The sequence below is a fragment of the Streptomyces sp. NPDC001770 genome (assembly GCF_053596135.1).
The window spans coordinates 14,830-33,278 of record NZ_JBSFFN010000031.1; the positions used below are offsets into that span (position 1 = coordinate 14,830).

The window sequence follows — 18,449 nt, forward strand, 5'->3', positions numbered from 1 at the left end:
GGAAACAACGGGCGGGGCCCCGGTTCTCCGGGGCCCCGCCCGTCCTTCCCGCCCGTCAGCTCGCGGTGGCCGCGGCGCTCGGGGCGGCCACGCCGGAGACCGGCCGCTCCGGCTCCTCGGGGTCGCGGGAGCGGCGCTTGGCGATGACCGCGCAGACCATCAGCTGCATCTGGTGGAAGAGCATCAGCGGCAGGACAGCGAGGCTCGCGTGCGCGCCGAACAGGACGCTGGCCATCGGCAGCCCGGACGCCAGGCTCTTCTTCGATCCGGCGAACTGGATGGCGATCCGGTCGGCACGGTCGAAGCCGAGCCGCTTGGCTCCGTACCAGGTGACCGCCAGCATGACGGCCAGCAGGACCGCCTCGGCGGCCAGCAGCGCGACGAGGCGCAGCGGGGTCACCTGGTGCCAGATACCGGCGACCATGCCCTCGCTGAAGGCGGTGTAGACGACGAGCAGGATCGAGCCCCGGTCGACGTAGCCCAGGATCTTCTTGTGGCGGCCGAGGAAGCCGCTGGTCCAGCGGCGCAGCAGCTGTCCCACGACGAAGGGGACGAACAGCTGCAGGACGATCTTCACCAGGGAGTCGGCGGAGAAGCCTCCGGCCGAGCCGCCGAGCAGCAGGGCGGCGAGCAGCGGGGTGATCACGATCCCGGCGATGCTGGAGAAAGAGCCGGCGCAGATCGCCGCAGGGACGTTTCCGCGCGCGATCGAGGTGAAGGCGATCGACGACTGGATGGTGGACGGCACCAGGCAGAGGAAGAGGAACCCGGACTGGAGTTGCGGGCTCAGCACGAAGGGAACGAGGCCCTTGCTCGCCAGCCCGAGGAGCGGGAAGACCACGAAGGTGGAGCAGAGCACGGTCAGGTGGAGCCGCCAGTGGCGCAGGCCGTCCATCGCCTCGGCCGTGGAGAGCCGGGAACCGTAGAGGAAGAAGAGGAAGGCGACCGCGGCGGTGGAGGTGTCGCCCGCCACGTCGGCGGCGGTGCCCGACGCGGGGAGCAGCGCGGCGACCACGACTGTCCCGATGAGCGCCAGGATGTACGGGTCGACGGGCAGCCAGGACGGCAGCCTCAGGGTGCGGGGGCTCATGTGCTCCACGTTCGTCTCACGGTCGAATGTATACAGTCGTCATTCTGCTCCTGCCCCGCCCCATCGGGAAACCCGCACACCGAACTCACTGTCATCACGGGTCGCGATAACCTGCCTCCATGTACGACCCCGCACAGCTCCGCACCTTCCTGGCGGTCGCCCAGACCCTGAGCTTCACGCAGGCCGCCCGGCGGCTCGGCGTCCGGCAGTCCACGGTGAGCCAGCACGTGCGGCGGCTGGAGGAGGCCACCGGCCGCCAGCTGTTCACGCGGGACACCCACCGGGTGGACCTCACGGAGGACGGCGAGGCGATGCTCGGGTTCGCCGGCACGATCCTGCGGGCGCACGAACGGGCCTCCGCGTTCTTCGCCGGGACCCGGCTGCGCGGCCGGCTGCGCTTCGGGGCCTCGGAGGACTTCGTACTGACCCAGCTGCCGGAGATCCTGGAGGGCTTCCGCAAGGAGCACCCGGAGGTCGACCTGGAGCTGACCGTGGAGCTGTCCGGCTCGCTCCACCAGTCGCTCGCGGCCGGCCGGCTGGACCTGGTGCTGGCGAAGCGGCGCACGGGCGACACCCACGGGGAGCTCGTCGGGCGGGACGCGCTGACCTGGATCGGGGCGCCGCAGCTGCGGATCGACCCGGAGCGGCCATTGCCCCTGATCGTGTTCCCGCCGCCCGGCATCACCCGGGCGCGTGCGCTGGAGGTGCTGGAGCGGCACGGCAGATCCTGGCGGCTGGCGTGCACGAGCACCAGCCTGAGCGGACTGATCGCGGCGGCCCGCGCCGGGCTGGGCGTGATGGCGCACACCCGGGGCCTGATCCCGCCGGGGCTGGTGGAGGTGGAGATGAGGGCCGGGCTGCCGGACCTCGGCGACGTCGACTTCGTCCTGCTGCACGGCCACCGCCGGGGCGGCTCGCCGGAGGCGGCGGACGCCCTGGCCGCCGCGATCCTGGCCGGCGGGGACCGGCTGCACCGGGGGTTCGGCGGTCCGGGCGACGCGCCGGCCTGAGGGCTCCCGCGCGTGGCACGGTCCCGCACCGGGGCACCCGCCGCCACCCACCGGCCGCCGGCCGCCCGTGACAAGGGAACCCGTGACAGGAGAACCCGTAACACCGGAACCGCCTCGCCACGGCCGGGAGCCCTTTGGAACCACGGCGGTGAGCCCCTCGAAGAGCGCGCCACCGCGGCCTCCGCGACGCATGCGCGGGGCTCCCACCTGTACAGATTCTGTGCAGAAAGGGCGGCGCGCGCTTACTCCCTGGTCAGAAGTCCGCCCGAGCCTTGCCCATCTGGCCGGATTTCGACGTATGCCGGGCGCGCGGGGCCTGCGCGGACGGGCCTTTTCCCCTCCCACGGGCCCTCGGGTTGGGGTAGCGTCGCGGCGCTGTGCGGAGCGCCGTAAGGAGCAGGTCATTGCGCGAGTTCACCGTCCCACCCATGGCAGCCGCACGACGTCCGGTCGGGGGCCTCGCCGATACCGTCTTCGAACAGGCGCACGACGACCCGCAGCGGGTGTCGTTCGGCCGGAAGGACGCGGACGGGCAGTGGGAGGACGTCACCGCCGAGGCCTTCCGCGACGAGGTGCTGGCGCTCGCGCGGGGACTCGTGGCGCACGGCATCCGGTTCGGCGACCGGGTCGCCCTCATGTCCCGTACTCGGTACGAGTGGACGCTCTTCGACTTCGCCCTGTGGACCCTGGGCGCCCAGTCCGTGCCGGTCTACCCCACGTCCTCGGCCGAGCAGGTCCTGTGGATGCTGCACGACGCCGAAGTCTCCGCGATCATGGTCGAGCACGAGGACCACGCCATGACGGTGGGCTCGGTGATCGACCGCTTGCCCCGGCTGAAGCGGCTGTGGCAGCTCGACGGCGACGCGGTCGCCGAGCTGATGGAGGCGGGCACCCGGATCGACGACGAGGTCGTGCACCGCCACCGGCGTGCGGTGACGCCCGACTCGGTGGCCACCGTCGTCTACACCTCGGGGACGACGGGCCGGCCGAAGGGCTGTCTGATCACCCATGCCAACCTGATGTTCGAGGCCGACACCATGGCTCAGCGGTGGGAGCCGGTCTTCCGCTCCAGACCGGGCGACGAGCCGTCCACCCTCCTCTTCCTGCCGCTCGCGCACGTCTTCGGCCGCATGGTGGAGGTGGCCTCGCTGCGCAACCGCGTGACCCTCGCCCACCAGCCGGAGCTCGCGGCCCGCGCGCTCATGCCGGACCTGGAATCGTTCCGGCCCACGTTCGTGCTGGCCGTCCCCTACATATTCGAGAAGCTCTTCCACGGCGCCCGCCGCAGGGCCGAGGCGGAGGGGCGGATCGGCCCGTTCGACAAGGCCGTGGACGTCGCCGTCCGGTACGCGGAGGCGGTGGAGCAGCGGACCTTCGGCACCGGACCAGGCCCTTCGGCGGGCCTGCGGATGCAGCACCAGTTCTTCGACAAGGTCGTGTACAAGAAGTTCCGCGACGCGATGGGCGGCCGGATACGGCACGCGATGTCCGGCGGCTCGGGCATGGAACGCCGGCTGGGGCTGTTCTTCGCGGGCGCGGGCATCGAGATCTACGAGGGGTACGGCCTCACCGAGACCACCGCCGCCGCGACGGGCAACCCGCCCGGCCGGGTCAGGTACGGAACCGTGGGCCAGCCCATCCCCGGCACCACCGTGCACATCGCCGAGGACGGCGAGGTCTGGGTCCACGGAGGCCAGGTGTTCGCGGGGTACCTGGGCAATCCGGAGGCGACGGCGGCGGTGGTCCACGACGGCTGGCTCGCCACGGGCGACCTCGGGGCGCTGGACGAGGACGGTTATCTGACGATCACCGGGAGGAAGAAGGAGATCCTCGTGACGTCGGGCGGCAAGAGCGTCTCCCCCGCCGGGCTGGAGGAACGGGTGCGGGCGCACCCGCTCGTCGCCCAGTGCATCGTGGTCGGCAACGACCGCCCGTACATCGCGGCGCTGGTGACACTGGACCAGGAGGCCGTGGACCACTGGCTCGCGATGCAGGGCCGGGCGCCGTTGCCACCGGCCGAGCTCGTCCGGGACCCGGACCTGGAGATGGAGGTACGCCGCGCGGTGGTGGCCGCCAACACCGCCGTCTCGCAGGCGGAGTCGATCCGTACGTTCCGCATCCTGGCCCACCGGTTCAGCGAGGAACGCGGCCTGCTGACGCCGTCGCTGAAGCTGAGGCGGAAAGCTATCGAGACGGCGTACTCGATCGAGGTGGACGCCCTCTACGGCTGAGTGCGTACTCGTCGGGCCCTGCCCCGCGCCCGCTCCTGGGCCCGGTCCTCCTCGGCCCGGCCGCCCCGTGAGCGTGGGGGACTCACGGGGACTCGTGAGGAATCGCGGGGTCGCGGGGGGTGCGGGCCGCGGGGGCGGCCGGGAACGCAGAGCGCGGTCCGGGAATGGATCAGCCGCGCCGGTCGTTGTTCTCGGGAGTAATGACCCCCGACGTAAGGATCGACCGCTCGTGAGCAAGGTCCCCTCCCTCAGCCTCAACAACGGCGTCGACATGCCTCAGCTCGGTTTCGGTGTCTGGCAGGTGCCGGACGACGAGGCGGAGCAGGCGGTCACGACCGCGATCGAAGCCGGATACCGCAGCATCGACACCGCTGCGATCTACGGGAACGAGTCGGGCACGGGCAAGGCCATCGCCGCGTCCGATGTCGCCCGCGACGAACTCTTCGTCACCACGAAGCTGTGGAACGCCGACCAGGGCTACGACGCCACGCTGGCGGCCTTCGACGCCTCGCTGGACAAGCTGGGCCTGGACTATGTCGACCTGTACCTGATCCACTGGCCGACGCCCGAGAAGGACCGTTACGTCGACACGTACCGCGCCTTCGAGAAGATCTACGCCGACGGCCGCGCGAAGGCGATCGGCGTCTCGAACTTCCTGCCGGAGCACCTGGAGCGGCTGATCGGCGAGACCTCGGTGGTCCCGGTGATCAACCAGATCGAGCTGCACCCGCAGCTCCAGCAGGCCGAGTCCCGTGCCGCCCACGCCAAGCACGGCATCGCCACCGAGGCATGGTCCCCGCTCGGCTCCGGCCGGGGCCTCCTGGAGGTTCCGACCGTCGTCGCGGTCGCCCAGAAGCACAGCCGCACGCCGGCCCAGGTGGTGCTGCGCTGGCACCTGCAGCTCGGCAACGTCGTCATCCCGAAGTCCGTGACGCCGTCGCGGATCGCCGAGAACATCGACGTGTTCGGCTTCGAGCTGGACGCGGACGACCTGGCCGCCTTCGCCGCGCTCGACGAGGGCAAGCGCCTCGGCCCGAACCCCGCCGACCTCAACTGACCCCTCCGGACGCGCTCTCCTGGCGCGCGCGTCCGGCTCCACGGCGTCCCACCGCTGCGGCGGTGGGACGCCGTCGGCGTGTCCGCGCCTCCGACCGAGGGCAGGGCCCCGGAGAAGCCCGGATGCCCGGATGCCCGGATGCCCGGCTGTCCGGCTGTCCGGCTGTCCCGGGCCGCCCGACGCCCGCTACTCCGCCCCGTGGGCCGGGGCCGCGGCCGCCACCCGGGCGGCCAGGGCGAGGTCCTTCGCGGTGACCGCACCGCCCGCGTCGTGGGTGTGCACGGCGAGGGAGACGGTGTTGTAGCCGAGCGTCAGGTCCGAGTGGTGGTTCAGTTCGTCCTGGATCCGGGCGACGTGCAGGGTGAACGCGGCGGCGGCGAAGTGCGACGGAAGCCGGTAGCCGCGCGTCAGCCGGCCCCCTTCGTGCTCCCATCCGGGCAGTTCGCCCAGGCCTGCCTCGATCTCGGTCGGTGTCAGAGGTTCGGCGGGCATGCGTGGCTCCTTTTCGGGCGGTACGGGCCGCGGCGCGGCGGTCCGGCACGGCGGGACGGGACGGGACAGCGGGACGGGACGGCAGGACGGGACGGCGGGACGGGACGGCGGGACGGCGGGCGCCGTACCGGGCCTCTGCCACCGACTCTGGTCATGATCCGCCGGACGGCCCCCGGAGAGGCGCCCGACACGGCCCCCGGAAACGCGCTGGGCCGCGCCGCGGATCCCGGCTAGGGTGCGCCGATGCCCCCGCACCCGCCCCACCTGCTCGCCGCGGTTCCCCTGACGGCACCACGCCTCATTCTGGAACCCCTCACCGCGGAACACGCGCGTGAGGCGGTCTCCGTCTTCGACGACGTCCGCCTCCACACCTGGACCGGTGGCTCACCCAGCTCCCTCGCGCAGCTCGAAGCCCGGTACGCGCGCCAGTCGGCGGGCCGGTCGCCGGACGGCACGCAGGGGTGGCTGAACTGGATGCTGCGCAGGACGTCGGACGGAGTGCTGATCGGCACGGTCCAGGCCACGACGTACCGTCGGCCGCCCACCGGGGAGGCCGGGGAGGCCGGGGAGGCATCGCTCGCGTGGGTGGTCGGCGTCGACCACCAGGGTGCGGGCTACGGACGCGAGGGAGCGCTCGCCATGGCGTCCTGGCTGCGGGCACGGGGAGTGGACGGGCTGGCCGCGTACATCCGTCCTGGGCACACCGCCTCGGCGGGCATCGCGCGGGCGCTCGGGCTGCGGGCTACCGATGCGGTGCTGGACGGCGAGGTCCGGTGGAGCGACTCGGCGAGATAGGACGCCGTGCCGGGAAGCCGCCCACCGCGCGCGACACCCGCGCCCCACACCCCGTACCCCGCACAGCACCCCGCCCGCCACGCGCACGAACCTGCGCGCCGCTGCCTCAGGCCATCTCCTTCTCCGCCTCCTTCTCCGTCTCCAGGTGCGTGGCGACGAGTCCGGCGAACTCCTCCGGCGTGGCGATCCGTACGCCGAGGCCTTCCGCCTTGGTGCGCTTGGAGCCCGCCTTCTCCCCGGCGACGAGGAGGCTGGTGCGCCCGGAGACGCTGGACGAGGACTTCCCGCCCGCGCGCTCGATGAGTTCGTTCATCTGGTTGCGGGAGAGCCTCTCCAGCGCTCCGGTCATCGCCCCGGTGACCACGACGGTCATCCCGGCCAGGGGCAGTCGCGACGCGCCGTCGCCGTCCGGGCGGCCGTCCCCGCCGGTGGCGGCCGGGTCCTCCGTGCCGGGCTCCGGCGGCGGGGTGGCGCCCGGCTCCGTCATGTTGACGCCCGCCCTCACCAGCTTCTCGATCAGCGGGGCCAGTTCCACCAGTTCGGCGACGACGGCCGACGCCTTCTCCGTACCGATGCCGTCCACCCGCTGGAGGGTCTCGGCGTCGGCGGCGGTGATCCGGTCCATCGTGGCGAAGTACCGGGCGATGCGGCGGGACATGGAGCGGCCGGTGCCACGTATACCGAGGGCGCAGAAGACCCGGGAGAGCGGTCGGGACCGTGCGGTGTCGATGGCCGCGAGGAGGTTGTCCGTGGAGGTCTCGCCCATGCGCTCCAGGCCGAGCAACTGCTCGCGTTCCAGGGTGAAGAGCCCGGCGAGGTCCTGGACGAGCCCCGCTTCGACGAGCTGGACGACCCGGGTGGCGCCCAGGCCCTCGATGTCGAGCTGGTCCCGTCCGGCGGCGTACGAGAGGGAGGCGACCAGGCGGCAGTCGCGGCCCCGGACGCACCGCCAGCGCTGCTCGCTCATGTCGATCGCGGAGCCGCACTGCGGGCAGACCTCCGGGAATTCGATCGGCTTCTCCTCCCCCGTCCGCAGGTGGACGGCGGGGGCCTCCACGCGCGGGATGATGTCTCCCGCCTTGTGGACCATCACCATGTCGCCGAGGCGCAGGTCGCGGCGGGTGATGTCGGCGGGGTTGTGCAGGGTCGCGAAGCCGACGGTGGAGCCGTCGATCTCCACGGGGTCCAGCACGGCGCGCGGGGCGATGATGCCGGTGCGCCCGACGTTCCACTCGACGGAGAGCAGCCGGGTGACCTTCTCCACGGCGGGGAGTTTGTACGCGATGGCCCAGCGCGGCGCGCGCGTGCCGTTGCCGGCGGCGCGCTGGTCGGCGGCGTGGTCCGCCTTGATGACGATGCCGTCGATGCCGAAGGCCAGCGAGGCCCGGAGCGCGGCGATCTCCTCGACCCGGGCGAGCACGTCCTCGACCGTCCCGAGGGTGCGCGGGGCGACGGGGGTGTCCGCCGCCGTGTGCACGCCGAGGCCGGCGACGTACACGAGGACCTCGCTGTGCGGCAGTTCGGCGAGTCGCTCCGCGAGCTCGCCGGAGTCCGGGAGCGGGAGCGCGCCGTACGCGAAGAAGGTCATCTCGACGCGGTAGGGCCGGTCCTTGGCGCGCAGGGTACCCGCGGCGCCGTTGCGCGGGTTGACGAAGGGGGACGCGCCGTGGGCGGTGCGGACCGTGTTGGCCTGCTCGAACTGCTCGGTGGTCATGAGTATTTCGCCGCGCAGCTCGATGGTGACCGGTGCCGCGAGCTCCTCGGGCAGTCCGAGGACGGTCCCGATGGCGTGCGAGACGTCCTCGCCGGCGGTGCCGTCGCCGCGGGTGACGAGCTGTTCCAGCCGGCCCGCGCGGTAACGGGCGGCTACGGCGAGGCCGTCGAGCTTGGGCTCGACGCTCCACGCCTCGACGGGTCTGCCTGTGCGGCGCTCCAGGGAGACGGTCCAGCCGGTGAACTGCTCGCCGGAGAAGACGTTGTCCAGCGAGAGCATCGGAGCGGTGTGGGGGACGTCTCCGACCGCCGCGCCGCCCGCGACCTTGCCGGTGGGCGAGGCGGCCAGCACGTCCTCGGGGTGCGCCGCTTCGTACGCGGCGATCGCGCGCGCCAGGCGGTCGTACGCGTCGTCGTCGAGCGCGCTGTCCCCGGTGGCGTAGTACGCGGCTGCGGCGCGGGTGGCCTCCTCGACGGCGGCGGCGTAGGCGGTGGCGTCGGCGAGCGCGACGGCTGAGTTCGTCATGGCCACCATCCTGCCGCCCACCACTGACAGCGGCCCCCGCGAGCGGTGGCGGCCGGCTCCTCCACCCCCGAAGATCACCTCCGGTCGCCGGCGGGCGGGCCGGGCCCCGGCCGGTCCCGGTATAAATGCTGCATGACTGCCGATGTGTCACCTCCCGTGCGTCCCGCGACCCTGGAGGACGTTGCCGCGGTGGCCGGTGTTTCCCGGGCCACCGTCTCCCGGGTGATCAACGGCGCGACCACGGTCGATCCGGTGCTGCGCCAGGTCGTCGAGGAGGCGGTCGCCGCCACGGGGTACGTACCGAACCGCGCGGCGCGCTCGCTGGTGACCCGGCGGACCGACTCGATCGCGCTGGTGGTCTCCGAGCGCGAACGCCGCACGGTGGCCGAGCCGTTCGTCGGGCGGATGTTCTCCGACCCGCACTTCGGCCGGGTCGTCACCGGTCTGCTGGACGTGTTGCGCCCGGCGGGCATCCAGATGGTGCTGATGCTGGCGGACGACGCGGTCTCCCGGGGACAGTTGCTCTCGTACCTGCGGCAAGGGCACGTCGACGGGGTGGTGTTGATCTCCTCGCACGCCGACGACCCGTTGCCCGGACTGCTGCACGGCACGCGGCTGCCCGCCGTGCTGGCGAGCGCGCCGGCGCAGCCCACGCCGCTCACGCACGTGGAGGCCGATCAGCACGCCGGGGCGGGGCTGGCGGCGGACCATCTGGTCGCGCTGGGGCGCCGGCGGCTGGTGACGGTGGCGGGTCCGCAGGACCGCCCCGCGGGCCGGGCCCGGCTGAGCGGGTTCCTGGAGGCCCTGGCGGCGCACGGGATCACGGACGTGCCGAGCGCCGAGGGCGACTTCACGCACGCGGGCGGGGCGTCGGCGATGAAGCGGCTGCTGGGTGACCGTCCGGATCTGGACGGGGTGTTCGTCGCGTCGGACCTGATGGCGCTGGGTGCGCTGCCGGTCCTGCTGCGGGCCGGGCTCGACGTGCCGTCCGACGTGGCGGTGGTGGGGTTCGACGACAGCAGCGCGGCGCTGGCCTGCGATCCGCCGCTGACCACGGTGCGGCAGCCGGTGGAGGAGATGGCGGCCGAGATGGCCCGGCTGCTGCTGCGGCAGATACGCACCTCCGAGGCGCCCGCGCCGTCCGTGGTGTTCCCGCCGGTGCTGGTGGGCCGGGAGTCGGCCTGAGCGCTGCGCGCCGGCCCCGGGGACCGCGGCGCCGTCAACCGCGCGGCTCGTGGACCGTCCCGGCGCGAGGGTCGTCCGGCAGCGTGGTGTCCACGGCCCGCGGGTCCGTCCCGCCCCGCGCGCCCGGCAGCGGCCGGTCGGCGTACGGGAGGCCCGCGGCGCCTTCGGGGCGCAGCGGCACCTGGGGTCCCGAGGGCTCCCGCAGCCAGCGCCTGAGTACCCGGTGGACGGCCTCGGCGCCGACCGGGCCGATGTGCGGCACCGTGACCGGGGCGCCCGTGCCCGCCGCACCGGACGCCGTCGCTTCGGCGGCGAGTACGTCGAGCGGGTCGGTCATCCCGCGCGGCCACAACAGGAACGGCCGTGACTGCGGGCCGCCGAGTCCGCCGTGCGAGCCGATCTGCTCCTCGAAGGCGTGCACCTGGTCCGTCGCGGGGTCGTACATCGAGTTCACCATGACGTCGGCGACGTGCGGGAACGTGTCGGTACGGCGTATCGCGTCCGCCGCGCCGGGGCCGAAGCCGGTGAGGGGACCCTCGTCGTCGCGCAGGTGTGCCACCGGTACCTCGGCCCCGCCGGCTCCGAGGACGACCGAGCCGTGCCGCTCGCTGCGGACGAGCAGGAAGCCGATCCCCGGGTGGTTCGCCAGGGTGCCGAGCAGGGCCGGGTGGCGGCGGTCGAGCTCCTCGCGGGAGGCGCGGCCCCCGATGCCCGGGAAGGAGATGAGGCCGAGGTTGCCGGAGGCCAGGACGACCGGGTCGGACGCGGTGGAGGCGGGCTCCCTCTCCGTCTCCTGCACCGGCCGGTGGAGGGCGATGCGCACCGCGTCGCGGGCCTCGGAGGCGCTGAGGGTGCGCTGTGCGCGCCGGGGCACCGGGAGGCCGCAGCCCGCCCGTACGAGGTCCTTCAGCGTCAGCCCGTACCGTCCGGCGAAGGTCTCTCCGAGGCTCTGTCCGTGGTCGGAGAGGAGCACGATCCGGTACGCGCGCGGGGTGTGATCGGTGATCTTGGTGATGAGGGCGAGGGAGCGGTCGAGCCGGGCGAGTACCTTGTCCGCGTCGCGGCTGTACGGCCCCGAGTGGTGGGCCACCTCGTCGTAGGCGACGAGGTCGGCGTAGACGGCGGTCCGTCCGGCGAACATGTCGCCGATGACGGCGGCGACCACGACATCGCGTTCGACGACGGTCGCGAAGGCCCGTATGAAGGGGTAGAGGCCGCCGCGTTTGATGCGCGGGGTCTCCTTGCGCAGCCTCGACCGGGTGGACTGGCCGATCTCGCGGCCGACCTCGGCGACGAAGGAGAGGGCGGTACGGACGGCGTTGGCCGGGTCGGAGAAGTAGGCGAAGTAGCCCGCGCGCGACCTGCGGCCCTTGCCGCGCCGTCCGGCCATCGACAGGACGAGGGCGAGCTGGTCGGCTCCCCCGCTGAAGAGGTTGCCCCGGCTGGCGCCGTCGAAGGAGAGCAGGCCGCCGTCATGGGTGCGCGCGAGGGCCCGGCGCTGTAGTTCCAGGGCGCTGGCGGGGCGGCTGGAGACCATCACGGTGCCGGTCTCCTTCTCGTACCACCGGAAGGCCGGAACGTCGTGGTTGGTGCCGTGCAGCAGGGCGAGCTGGCTGGCGCCGGTCTGGCTGGACCAGTCGGTGCGCCAGGGGGTGATCCGGTGTCCGCCGGGGTCGGCGAGCCAGCCGGCCACCGTGGGCATCAGTCCCCCGGAGGCGGCCTTCGTCAGGACGTCGTGGCCGACTCCGTCGAGCTGGATGAAGACCGTGCCGGGCGGTCCGCTCCGGCCGTCCCCCTCCTCGCCGGGGAGGCGCTTGCGCCGCCGGTCGGCGAGGCGGGAGAGCCTCCGCCGGTAGGCGTCGTCGTCCCGGACCGCAAGTGCGGTGGAGACGGCCGAGGCGACCGCGGACATCACCGCCGCGACGACCACGGCGGTCTCCGGGTTCGCCGTGCCGCGCCCGTCCGGGATCAGCCGGAGGGCGACGATCAGCAGGGAGCCGTTGAGGAAGAACACCAGCGCGCCGAGGACGAACGCGGGGACCACCAGCAGCGCCCGGACCACGAGGGGCCAGACGAGGGCGGAGAGCAGGCCGAAGGCGCCCGCTCCCCAGGCGGCGGTGAACGCGGTCTTGGTGATGGTGTCGCCGTTGTCGGACTGGAGCTGGAAATCGGGGAGGACGCCCGCCAGGGCGAGCATCGTCAGGGCGGACACCGCCCACACCGCCGTCACCCGCAGCAGGGCACTTCCCGCCCTGCGCCATCGCCCGGCTCCCACGCCCGCTCCGCCTTCCCTGCGTCCGGGCCGGTCGGTCCAAGGCGTGCCCCGGGACACCTCCGGGGCCCGCCCCCAGCTTCGCACAGCCTTTCCCCGTCATCGGCGGTCCGGTCCTCGGGCACAGGTGTACGCCCCGCGGGAGGAGGCAGACCCCGGGTCGATGCCCGATGCGGGGGGCATAGGCTCGTACGGGCTTCTCGCACGCGGACGACCGTCGGTGCGGCGGAGCGGGGCGGAGCACGGAGAACGGACAGAGGAGGCGGGACGCCGGTGGAGGTCACCTGGTGGGGTCATGCCACCTGCACCATCGAGGACTCCGGGGTGCGGGTGCTGACCGACCCGCTCTTCGTCCGCCGGTTCGCGCATCTGCGCCGCCGGGGCGGAGCGGTCCCGCCGCCGTCGGCGGCGCTGGCCGACGTGGTCCTCGTCTCCCACCTCCACTCCGACCACCTGCACCTGCCGTCGCTGGCCCGGGTCGCCCCCGGTACCCGGGTGATCGTGCCGGGCGGCGCGGTCCGCGCGGTGCCCGGTCTGCGGGTGGTGCGGCGGATGCGCGACCTGCGGGTCACCGAGGTGGCGTCCGGCGACACGGTACGGATCGGCCCGGTGACCGTACGCGTGGTGCCGGCCGAGCACGACGGCCGCCGCCTCCCGGTCGGCCCGCAGCGGGTCGCGGCGCTCGGTTACGTGGTGGAGGGCGAGGCGCGTACGTACTTCGCCGGGGACACCGGCCTGTTCGAGGAGATGGCGAAGGAAGTGGGTCCGGTCGATGTGGCGCTGCTGCCGGTGGGCGGCTGGGGACCGTATCTGGGTCCCGGCCACCTGAACGCGGCCCGGGCGGCGGAGGCCCTGGCCCGGCTCGCTCCCCGGTCGGCGGTGCCGGTGCACTGGGGCACGTACTGGCCGGTCGGAATGGACGGGGTCCGCCCGCACGAGTTCCACTCCCCCGGTTCCGAGTTCGTACGGCAGGCGGCGCTGCTGGCGCCCGAGGTGGCGGTCCATGTGCCGGCGCACGGCGAGCGGGTCCGTCCGGAGGTCCACCGGTGATCATGGACCAACTGGCGCACCTGCCGACCGAGGGAACCCAGCAGGCCGTCGGGTATCCGACGCTCTTCACGCTGGTGGCACTGGGCTCTCTGGTACCGGTGGTGCCGACAGGGGCGCTGGTGAGTTCGGCGGGTGTGGTGGCGTTCCACCAGAGCTCGCCGTTCTCCCTGCTGTTCGTCTTCCTCACGGCGGCCACGGCGGCGTTCCTCGGTGACATCTGCCTGTACTGGCTGGGCAAGCGCGGCGTCCACTCCAAGAACGGCTCGAAGTGGCTGAAGGTCATCACCGACCGGGCCGCCCCGGAACGGCTGGCGCAGGCGCAGCGGAAGCTGGACGAGCACGGGGTGATGGTGCTGGTGCTGTCGCGGCTGGTACCGGCGGGCCGGATACCGGTGATGCTGGCGTGCCTGCTGGGCGAGATGCCGTTGCACCGGTTCGCCCGGGGCGACGTTCCGGCCTGTCTCGCCTGGGCGGCCACGTACCAGCTGATCGGCATCCTGGGCGGTTCGCTCTTCCCGGAACCCTGGCAGGGCGTGGTGGCCGCGGTGGCGCTGACGCTGCTGATCAGCGGGGTACCGGCCGGGTGGCGCGGGCTGCGGGCGCGGTTCGGGCACTGATTCGTGCGCTGAGGGGCGCGGGGGCTCGGGGGCGGCGCGGGCGGCCCCCGAGCGCGGCCGCCCCGTCAGAACGCGAGGCTCGTCCCTCTCCCGGCCTCCCGGGCCCCGGCGTACGCGACGGCCGCCGCGGCCACGTCCAGGGCGGCGTGCCCGGTGGACTTGAAGACCGTCAGCTCGGCGGCGGTGCGGCGGCCCGGGTGGCTGCCGGAGAGGACCTCGCCGAGGAGGGTGGCCCGGCCGGGCGGCAGGCCCTGGAGTTCGTGGGCGCCTGCGGGCAGCGGGGCGGTGGCGGCCCCGGCCCACTCGACGAAGAGCGAGCCCTCCCCCACGGTCCGGGCGTCCAGCTCCGGCCCGTGGGAACCACCGACCGAGCCGACATGGGCCCCCTCGGCCAGCCAGGAGCGCCGGAGCACGGGTTCGCGCGCACCGGTGCAGCAGAGCACCGCGCCGGAACCGCGTACGGCACCCTCGACGGTGTCGGCCGTGGCCCTCGGGTGCCGGGCGGCGAGGGCCCGGGCGCGCTCCGGGTCCCGGCCGCCGACCACGACGGGGGTGTCCGGGTCCTGTCGGGCCAGCAGGTCGAGCTGGGCGGCCGCCTGGACGCCGGTGCCCAGCACGGCGATCCGGTCCACGTCCGGCCGGGCGAGGGTACGCAGGGCGAGCGTCGCGGTGGCGGCGGTGCGTACGGCGGTGATGCTCTCCGCGTCCATCACCGCCAGCGGCCGGCCGTCCGTCTCGTCGAAGAGGGCCACGACGCCCCGGTGGGAGCTCCGGCCGGAGGCGGTGGGATCGGCGAAGACCGAGACCAGCTTGGCCGCGAGCCCGAGGCCGGGGACGTGCGCGGGCATCACGCCGAGGAGCCCCGCCGGGGCCTCGGCGGCGATCCTCGGCGGCGCGGACACCGTCCCCCGGGCCACCGCGACGAGCGCCTGGGTGAGCGCCTCCGCCAGTCGGTCCGGGTCGAGCCCGGCCCGGGTCTGCGCCGCGTCCAGTACGAGCACCTCGTCGGTCATGCGTCCTCTCCTTCGTCCGCCCGCTCCACGGGTTCCGCCGCCTCCGCTTCCACGCCCAGGATCTCCGCCAGGGCGGCGGTGGCGTCCAGCAGCGCCGTGCGCAGCGCGCTCAGTGACGGTTCGTCGAACTCCGCGTCGGGTCCGACCACGGTGAGCGCGCAGAGCGGCCTGCCGGGGCCCGCGAGCACCGCGCGTCCGACGGAGGCGACCAGGGCCTCGTTGCGGCCCCGCTCGACCGCGAAGCCGGTCCGCTCCGCCCTGGCCAGGTCGCTGAGGAGTCCCTCGGAGCCCTGCATCGGATGTCCGGCCTCCGCGGCGGGCCGCAGATAGGGGGCACGCGCTCCGGGCGGCAGCGCGGCGACCAGGGCCAGCGGTCCGGCGAACCGGTGCACGGGAAGCGTCCGGTCGGTGAGCAGGCTGATCATCTCCAGCCGGGCGGGCCGGACCGCGTCGAGCACCCGCGAGCGGTCGTGCTCCAGCACCTGGAGGTTGACCATCATGCCGGTACGGGCGGCGAGCGCCTCCAGGACCGGGCGGGCCAGCGTCACGAGGGAGTGGGAGGCGGCGGTGCGCGAGAACCGCAGCGCGGCGGCGCCGGGCAGGTAGTGGTCCCCGGAGCGCAGCACCCAGCCGCGGCGGACCAGGTCGGCGAGGACCCGGTAGGCGGTCGGCCGGTGCAGCCCGACCTCGTCGGCGATCTCGCTCAGCCGGAGCGGACGGTCGGAGCGCGAGACCGCTTCCACGAGGTCGAGCGCCTTGTCGACGGCCGAATTGGAGGACTTGGGCATCCTCGGCCCCCCTCTCCTCACCTGGTGGTCGGCTCCCGGGTTCACGACGAAACCTTGCCGTGCACGGGAGTAAGGACGGTAGCGTACGTTTCCACAGACGGAACCAGCATGACAACAGATGTAATTCACCAGGCCGCGGATGCGGCGATGACGGAGAGGTGTGAACCGATGGCTCACGAGGATGTCGGCGCCCCCGCCCCCTTCGCCGCCCCGGCGGAGGGAACCGTGGTGCTGTACCGGGGAGCCACGCTGATCGACGGCACCGGCGGTGCCGCGCGGCCCGCCACGTCGATCGTGGTGGACGGGGAGCGCATCAGGACGGTCGCACCGGACGGCGAGATCGCCGTCGCCCTGCTCGCGGAGGCCGAAGTCGTCGATCTGCAGGGCGCGTTCGTCGTGCCGGGGCTGATCGACTCGCACCAGCACATCGCCACTCCGCCCAACCGCCCCGTCGCCGAGGCGGCGTTGCGCCGCCAGGTCTACGGCGGCGTGACCGCGATCCGCGACATGGCCGACGACCTGCGGCACATCGCCGACCTGGCACGGGGCACGCTGGTCGGTGAGATCCCCGGCCCGGACATCCACTACGCGGCGCTCACCGCCGGGCCCGGGTTCTTCGACGACCCGCGCACCTGGCAGGTCTCGCAGGGCGCGGTGCCCGGTCAGGTGCCCTGGATGCAGGCGGTCACCGAGGAGACCGACCTGCCGTTGGCCGTCGCGCGGGCCGCCGGCACGTACGCCACCGCCGTCAAGATCTACGCGGATCTCCCGGCTCCGCTGGTCGCGGCCGTCACCGCCGAGGCGCACCGGCAGGGGCTCGGCGTCTGGGCGCACGCGGCGGTGTTCCCCGCCTCACCGGCCGAGGTGGTGACGGCCGGGGTGGATTCGGTCTCCCATGTCCACCTGCTGGTCCACGAGTTCGCCGAGCGGGCGCTGACCACGTACAAGGACAAGCCCCCGGTGGACCGGGACCGCTTCCTGGGCGGCGACGACCCGCAGATGGCCGGTCTGTTCGCGCGGATGCGGGAGCGGGGCACCGTGCTCGACGCCACGAACACGCTCTGGGAGTGGCTCGCCGACGACGCGGACACCCCGGAGGAGAAGACCCGGGCCAGGGAGAACGCGGAGCTCTCGGCGGCCCTCACGGCGCAGGCGTACCGGGCGGGGGTGGAGATCAGCACCGGCACCGACTGGGAGACCGCGCCGGGGCAGCCCTTCCCCTCGGTCCACGACGAGCTGGTCTTCCTGGTCGAGCGGTGCGGCATCCCCGCCGCGCAGGCCATCCGTTCGGCCACCCTGGTCGGGGCCCGCAGCATGGGCGCGGAGGACTCCATGGGGACGGTCGCCGCGGGCAAGCTCGCCAACTTCGTCGTACTGAAACACGATCCGCTGGCCGACATCCGCAATCTGCGCACCGTCACCTCGGTGGTGAAGCGTGGACTGCGCCTCGACCGGGCGGAGTTCACCCCGGAGAACGCCACGACCACGGCACAGGAAGGAACGAACCCCCGATGACCACCTCCTCCACCTCTGTCAGCGACATGCTGATCGTCAACGCCCTGGGTGAACTGCAGAACCCCAACGCCCCCGAGGCCGCCGAGGGCGCGGGCCAGCTCCTGCAGACCATCGACGAACTGGCCGTCGACGGGCGGGCTCTCGCCGAGGCGCGCGCCTCCGGGATGAACGCCGTCAACATCACGCTCGGCTACGTGATGGGCGACATGCCCCCGTACGAGCACACGCTGCACGAACTCGACGTGTGGGACGGCCTGATCGCCGCGCATCCGGACGATCTGCTGCACGTCCGCACCGCGTCCGACCTCTACCGGGCGAAGGACGAGGGCCGGATCGGAGTCGTCTACGGCTTCCAGAACGGTGTCGCGGTCGGCGACGACCTCGGCCGTGTGGCGACCTTCCAGGAACGCGGCGTCCGTGTCTTCCAGTTGACGTACAACCAGGCGAACCACCTGGGCGACGGCTCGATGGCGCCGGAGAACCGGGGGCTGACCCCGTTCGGCCGCGAGGTGATCGAGGCTGTCAACGAGAGCCGCATGATGGTGGACCTGTCGCACAGCGGCGAGAACACCTGCCTGGAGGCGGCCCGGATCTCCTCCCGCCCCGTCTCGGTCAACCACACGGGCTGCCGTGCGGTCACCGACCTGCCGCGCAACAAGACCGACGAGGAACTGCGGCTGGTCGCCGGGCGCGGGGGCTTCGTCGGGATCTACTTCATGCCCTTCCTCAACCCCACCGGTCACGCCACGGCAGCCGACGTGGTCGAGCACATCGCGCACGCGGTGAACGTCTGCGGCGAGGACGCCGTCGGCATAGGCACCGACGGCCCGGTCACCGCCATCGACGACCTGGACGCCTACGCCGCCACGCTCGCCGCACACGTCGCCGAGCGGCAGGCTGCGGGTGTCGGCGCGGCGGGCGAACGGGCCGACACCTACCCCTTCGTGGTCGACCTGCGCGGGGTGGAGCAGTTCCGCGAGCTGATCCGGCTGCTGGAGAAGCGTGGTTACGGCTCCGGGCGCATCGAGAAGATCCTCGGCCGGAACTTCGCCGCCTACGCGGAGCGCGTCTGGGGCTGACGGCGGGAGACAGGGG

General features: G+C 73.3%; 15 protein-coding genes. 9 read left to right on the top strand and 6 right to left on the bottom strand.

The features are described 5' to 3' along the window. Positions 1-55 precede the first annotated feature (55 nt). A complete protein-coding gene (locus tag ACWCSV_RS25080; RefSeq protein ID WP_451145760.1) occupies positions 56-1,090 on the bottom strand; it encodes a bile acid:sodium symporter family protein in 1,035 nt (344 codons plus the stop codon). 119 nt (positions 1,091-1,209) lie between these two features. Here ACWCSV_RS25080 and ACWCSV_RS25085 point away from each other — a divergent pair, with 119 nt between their 5' ends. The 3 genes from ACWCSV_RS25085 to ACWCSV_RS25095 all read left to right on the top strand — a co-directional run bounded on the left by ACWCSV_RS25085 (position 1,210) and on the right by ACWCSV_RS25095 (position 5,388). Beyond that, positions 1,210-2,100: a LysR substrate-binding domain-containing protein gene (locus ACWCSV_RS25085; protein ID WP_451145762.1), complete on the top strand. Its 891-nt coding sequence runs from the start codon at positions 1,210-1,212 to the stop codon at positions 2,098-2,100. Positions 2,101-2,528: 428 nt separating this feature from the next. Continuing rightward, on the top strand, positions 2,529-4,331 hold the full coding sequence (locus ACWCSV_RS25090) for an AMP-dependent synthetase/ligase (protein ID WP_451145764.1): 1,803 nt from the start codon (positions 2,529-2,531) through the stop codon (positions 4,329-4,331). 229 nt (positions 4,332-4,560) lie between these two features. Then, entirely contained in the window at positions 4,561-5,388 is an 828-nt protein-coding gene (locus tag ACWCSV_RS25095) for an aldo/keto reductase (protein WP_451145766.1), read from the top strand. A 186-nt stretch (positions 5,389-5,574) separates the two neighbouring features. Here ACWCSV_RS25095 and ACWCSV_RS25100 read toward each other — a convergent pair whose 3' ends face one another. Continuing rightward, complete coding sequence (locus tag ACWCSV_RS25100) at positions 5,575-5,880, bottom strand: 4a-hydroxytetrahydrobiopterin dehydratase (RefSeq protein ID WP_451145768.1); 306 nt, start codon at positions 5,878-5,880, stop codon at positions 5,575-5,577. A 243-nt stretch (positions 5,881-6,123) separates the two neighbouring features. Here ACWCSV_RS25100 and ACWCSV_RS25105 point away from each other — a divergent pair, with 243 nt between their 5' ends. After that, a complete protein-coding gene (locus ACWCSV_RS25105; protein WP_451145770.1) occupies positions 6,124-6,675 on the top strand; it encodes a GNAT family N-acetyltransferase in 552 nt (183 codons plus the stop codon). A 106-nt stretch (positions 6,676-6,781) separates the two neighbouring features. Here ACWCSV_RS25105 and ligA read toward each other — a convergent pair whose 3' ends face one another. Beyond that, a complete protein-coding gene (gene ligA, locus ACWCSV_RS25110) occupies positions 6,782-8,923 on the bottom strand; it encodes an NAD-dependent DNA ligase LigA (protein WP_451145772.1) in 2,142 nt (713 codons plus the stop codon). A 123-nt stretch (positions 8,924-9,046) separates the two neighbouring features. On the opposite strand from ligA, the gene ACWCSV_RS25115 reads away from it, so the two are divergent. Further along, positions 9,047-10,099, top strand: coding sequence for a LacI family DNA-binding transcriptional regulator (locus ACWCSV_RS25115; RefSeq protein WP_451145774.1), 1,053 nt, complete (start codon positions 9,047-9,049; stop codon positions 10,097-10,099). A gap of 34 nt (positions 10,100-10,133) precedes the next feature. Here the strand turns inward: ACWCSV_RS25115 and ACWCSV_RS25120 are convergent, their stop codons facing one another. Continuing rightward, complete coding sequence (locus ACWCSV_RS25120; RefSeq protein ID WP_451145776.1) at positions 10,134-12,374, bottom strand: phage holin family protein; 2,241 nt, start codon at positions 12,372-12,374, stop codon at positions 10,134-10,136. Positions 12,375-12,644: 270 nt separating this feature from the next. On the opposite strand from ACWCSV_RS25120, the gene ACWCSV_RS25125 reads away from it, so the two are divergent. Together ACWCSV_RS25125 and ACWCSV_RS25130 are read left to right on the top strand one after the other, a co-directional pair. Beyond that, positions 12,645-13,421, top strand: coding sequence for an MBL fold metallo-hydrolase (locus tag ACWCSV_RS25125; protein WP_451145778.1), 777 nt, complete (start codon positions 12,645-12,647; stop codon positions 13,419-13,421). A 2-nt stretch (positions 13,422-13,423) separates the two neighbouring features. Continuing rightward, positions 13,424-14,038: a DedA family protein gene (locus ACWCSV_RS25130; RefSeq protein WP_451145780.1), complete on the top strand. Its 615-nt coding sequence runs from the start codon at positions 13,424-13,426 to the stop codon at positions 14,036-14,038. Between the two features lie 65 nt (positions 14,039-14,103). Here ACWCSV_RS25130 and ACWCSV_RS25135 read toward each other — a convergent pair whose 3' ends face one another. Together ACWCSV_RS25135 and ACWCSV_RS25140 are read right to left on the bottom strand one after the other, a co-directional pair. Beyond that, entirely contained in the window at positions 14,104-15,051 is a 948-nt protein-coding gene (locus ACWCSV_RS25135; protein ID WP_451145782.1) for an ornithine cyclodeaminase family protein, read from the bottom strand. Then, a complete protein-coding gene (locus ACWCSV_RS25140) occupies positions 15,048-15,839 on the bottom strand; it encodes an IclR family transcriptional regulator (RefSeq protein ID WP_451145784.1) in 792 nt (263 codons plus the stop codon). Before ACWCSV_RS25140 ends, ACWCSV_RS25135 begins: the two co-directional genes overlap by 4 nt. 168 nt (positions 15,840-16,007) lie before the next feature. On the opposite strand from ACWCSV_RS25140, the gene ACWCSV_RS25145 reads away from it, so the two are divergent. Continuing rightward, positions 16,008-17,354: an amidohydrolase family protein gene (locus tag ACWCSV_RS25145; protein WP_451145786.1), complete on the top strand. Its 1,347-nt coding sequence runs from the start codon at positions 16,008-16,010 to the stop codon at positions 17,352-17,354. After that, positions 17,351-18,433, top strand: a complete 1,083-nt coding sequence (locus ACWCSV_RS25150; RefSeq protein ID WP_451145788.1) for a dipeptidase — start codon at positions 17,351-17,353, stop codon at positions 18,431-18,433. The genes ACWCSV_RS25145 and ACWCSV_RS25150 overlap by 4 nt, the downstream gene beginning before the upstream one ends. Positions 18,434-18,449 lie beyond the last annotated feature (16 nt).

Bases quoted from the DNA above. Each gene is read 5' to 3' on its own strand.
- ACWCSV_RS25080 (WP_451145760.1), bottom strand. From the start codon at position 1,090: ATGAGCCCCCGCACCCTGAGGCTGCCGTCCTGGCTGCCCGTCGACCCG.
- ACWCSV_RS25085 (WP_451145762.1), top strand. From the start codon at position 1,210: ATGTACGACCCCGCACAGCTCCGCACCTTCCTGGCGGTCGCCCAGACC.
- ACWCSV_RS25090 (WP_451145764.1), top strand. From the start codon at position 2,529: ATGGCAGCCGCACGACGTCCGGTCGGGGGCCTCGCCGATACCGTCTTC.
- ACWCSV_RS25100 (WP_451145768.1), bottom strand. From the start codon at position 5,880: ATGCCCGCCGAACCTCTGACACCGACCGAGATCGAGGCAGGCCTGGGC.
- ACWCSV_RS25105 (WP_451145770.1), top strand. From the start codon at position 6,124: ATGCCCCCGCACCCGCCCCACCTGCTCGCCGCGGTTCCCCTGACGGCA.
- ligA (WP_451145772.1), bottom strand. From the start codon at position 8,923: ATGGTGGCCATGACGAACTCAGCCGTCGCGCTCGCCGACGCCACCGCC.
- ACWCSV_RS25115 (WP_451145774.1), top strand. From the start codon at position 9,047: ATGACTGCCGATGTGTCACCTCCCGTGCGTCCCGCGACCCTGGAGGAC.
- ACWCSV_RS25130 (WP_451145780.1), top strand. From the start codon at position 13,424: ATGGACCAACTGGCGCACCTGCCGACCGAGGGAACCCAGCAGGCCGTC.
- ACWCSV_RS25135 (WP_451145782.1), bottom strand. From the start codon at position 15,051: ATGACCGACGAGGTGCTCGTACTGGACGCGGCGCAGACCCGGGCCGGG.
- ACWCSV_RS25140 (WP_451145784.1), bottom strand. From the start codon at position 15,839: ATGCCCAAGTCCTCCAATTCGGCCGTCGACAAGGCGCTCGACCTCGTG.
- ACWCSV_RS25145 (WP_451145786.1), top strand. From the start codon at position 16,008: ATGGCTCACGAGGATGTCGGCGCCCCCGCCCCCTTCGCCGCCCCGGCG.
- ACWCSV_RS25150 (WP_451145788.1), top strand. From the start codon at position 17,351: ATGACCACCTCCTCCACCTCTGTCAGCGACATGCTGATCGTCAACGCC.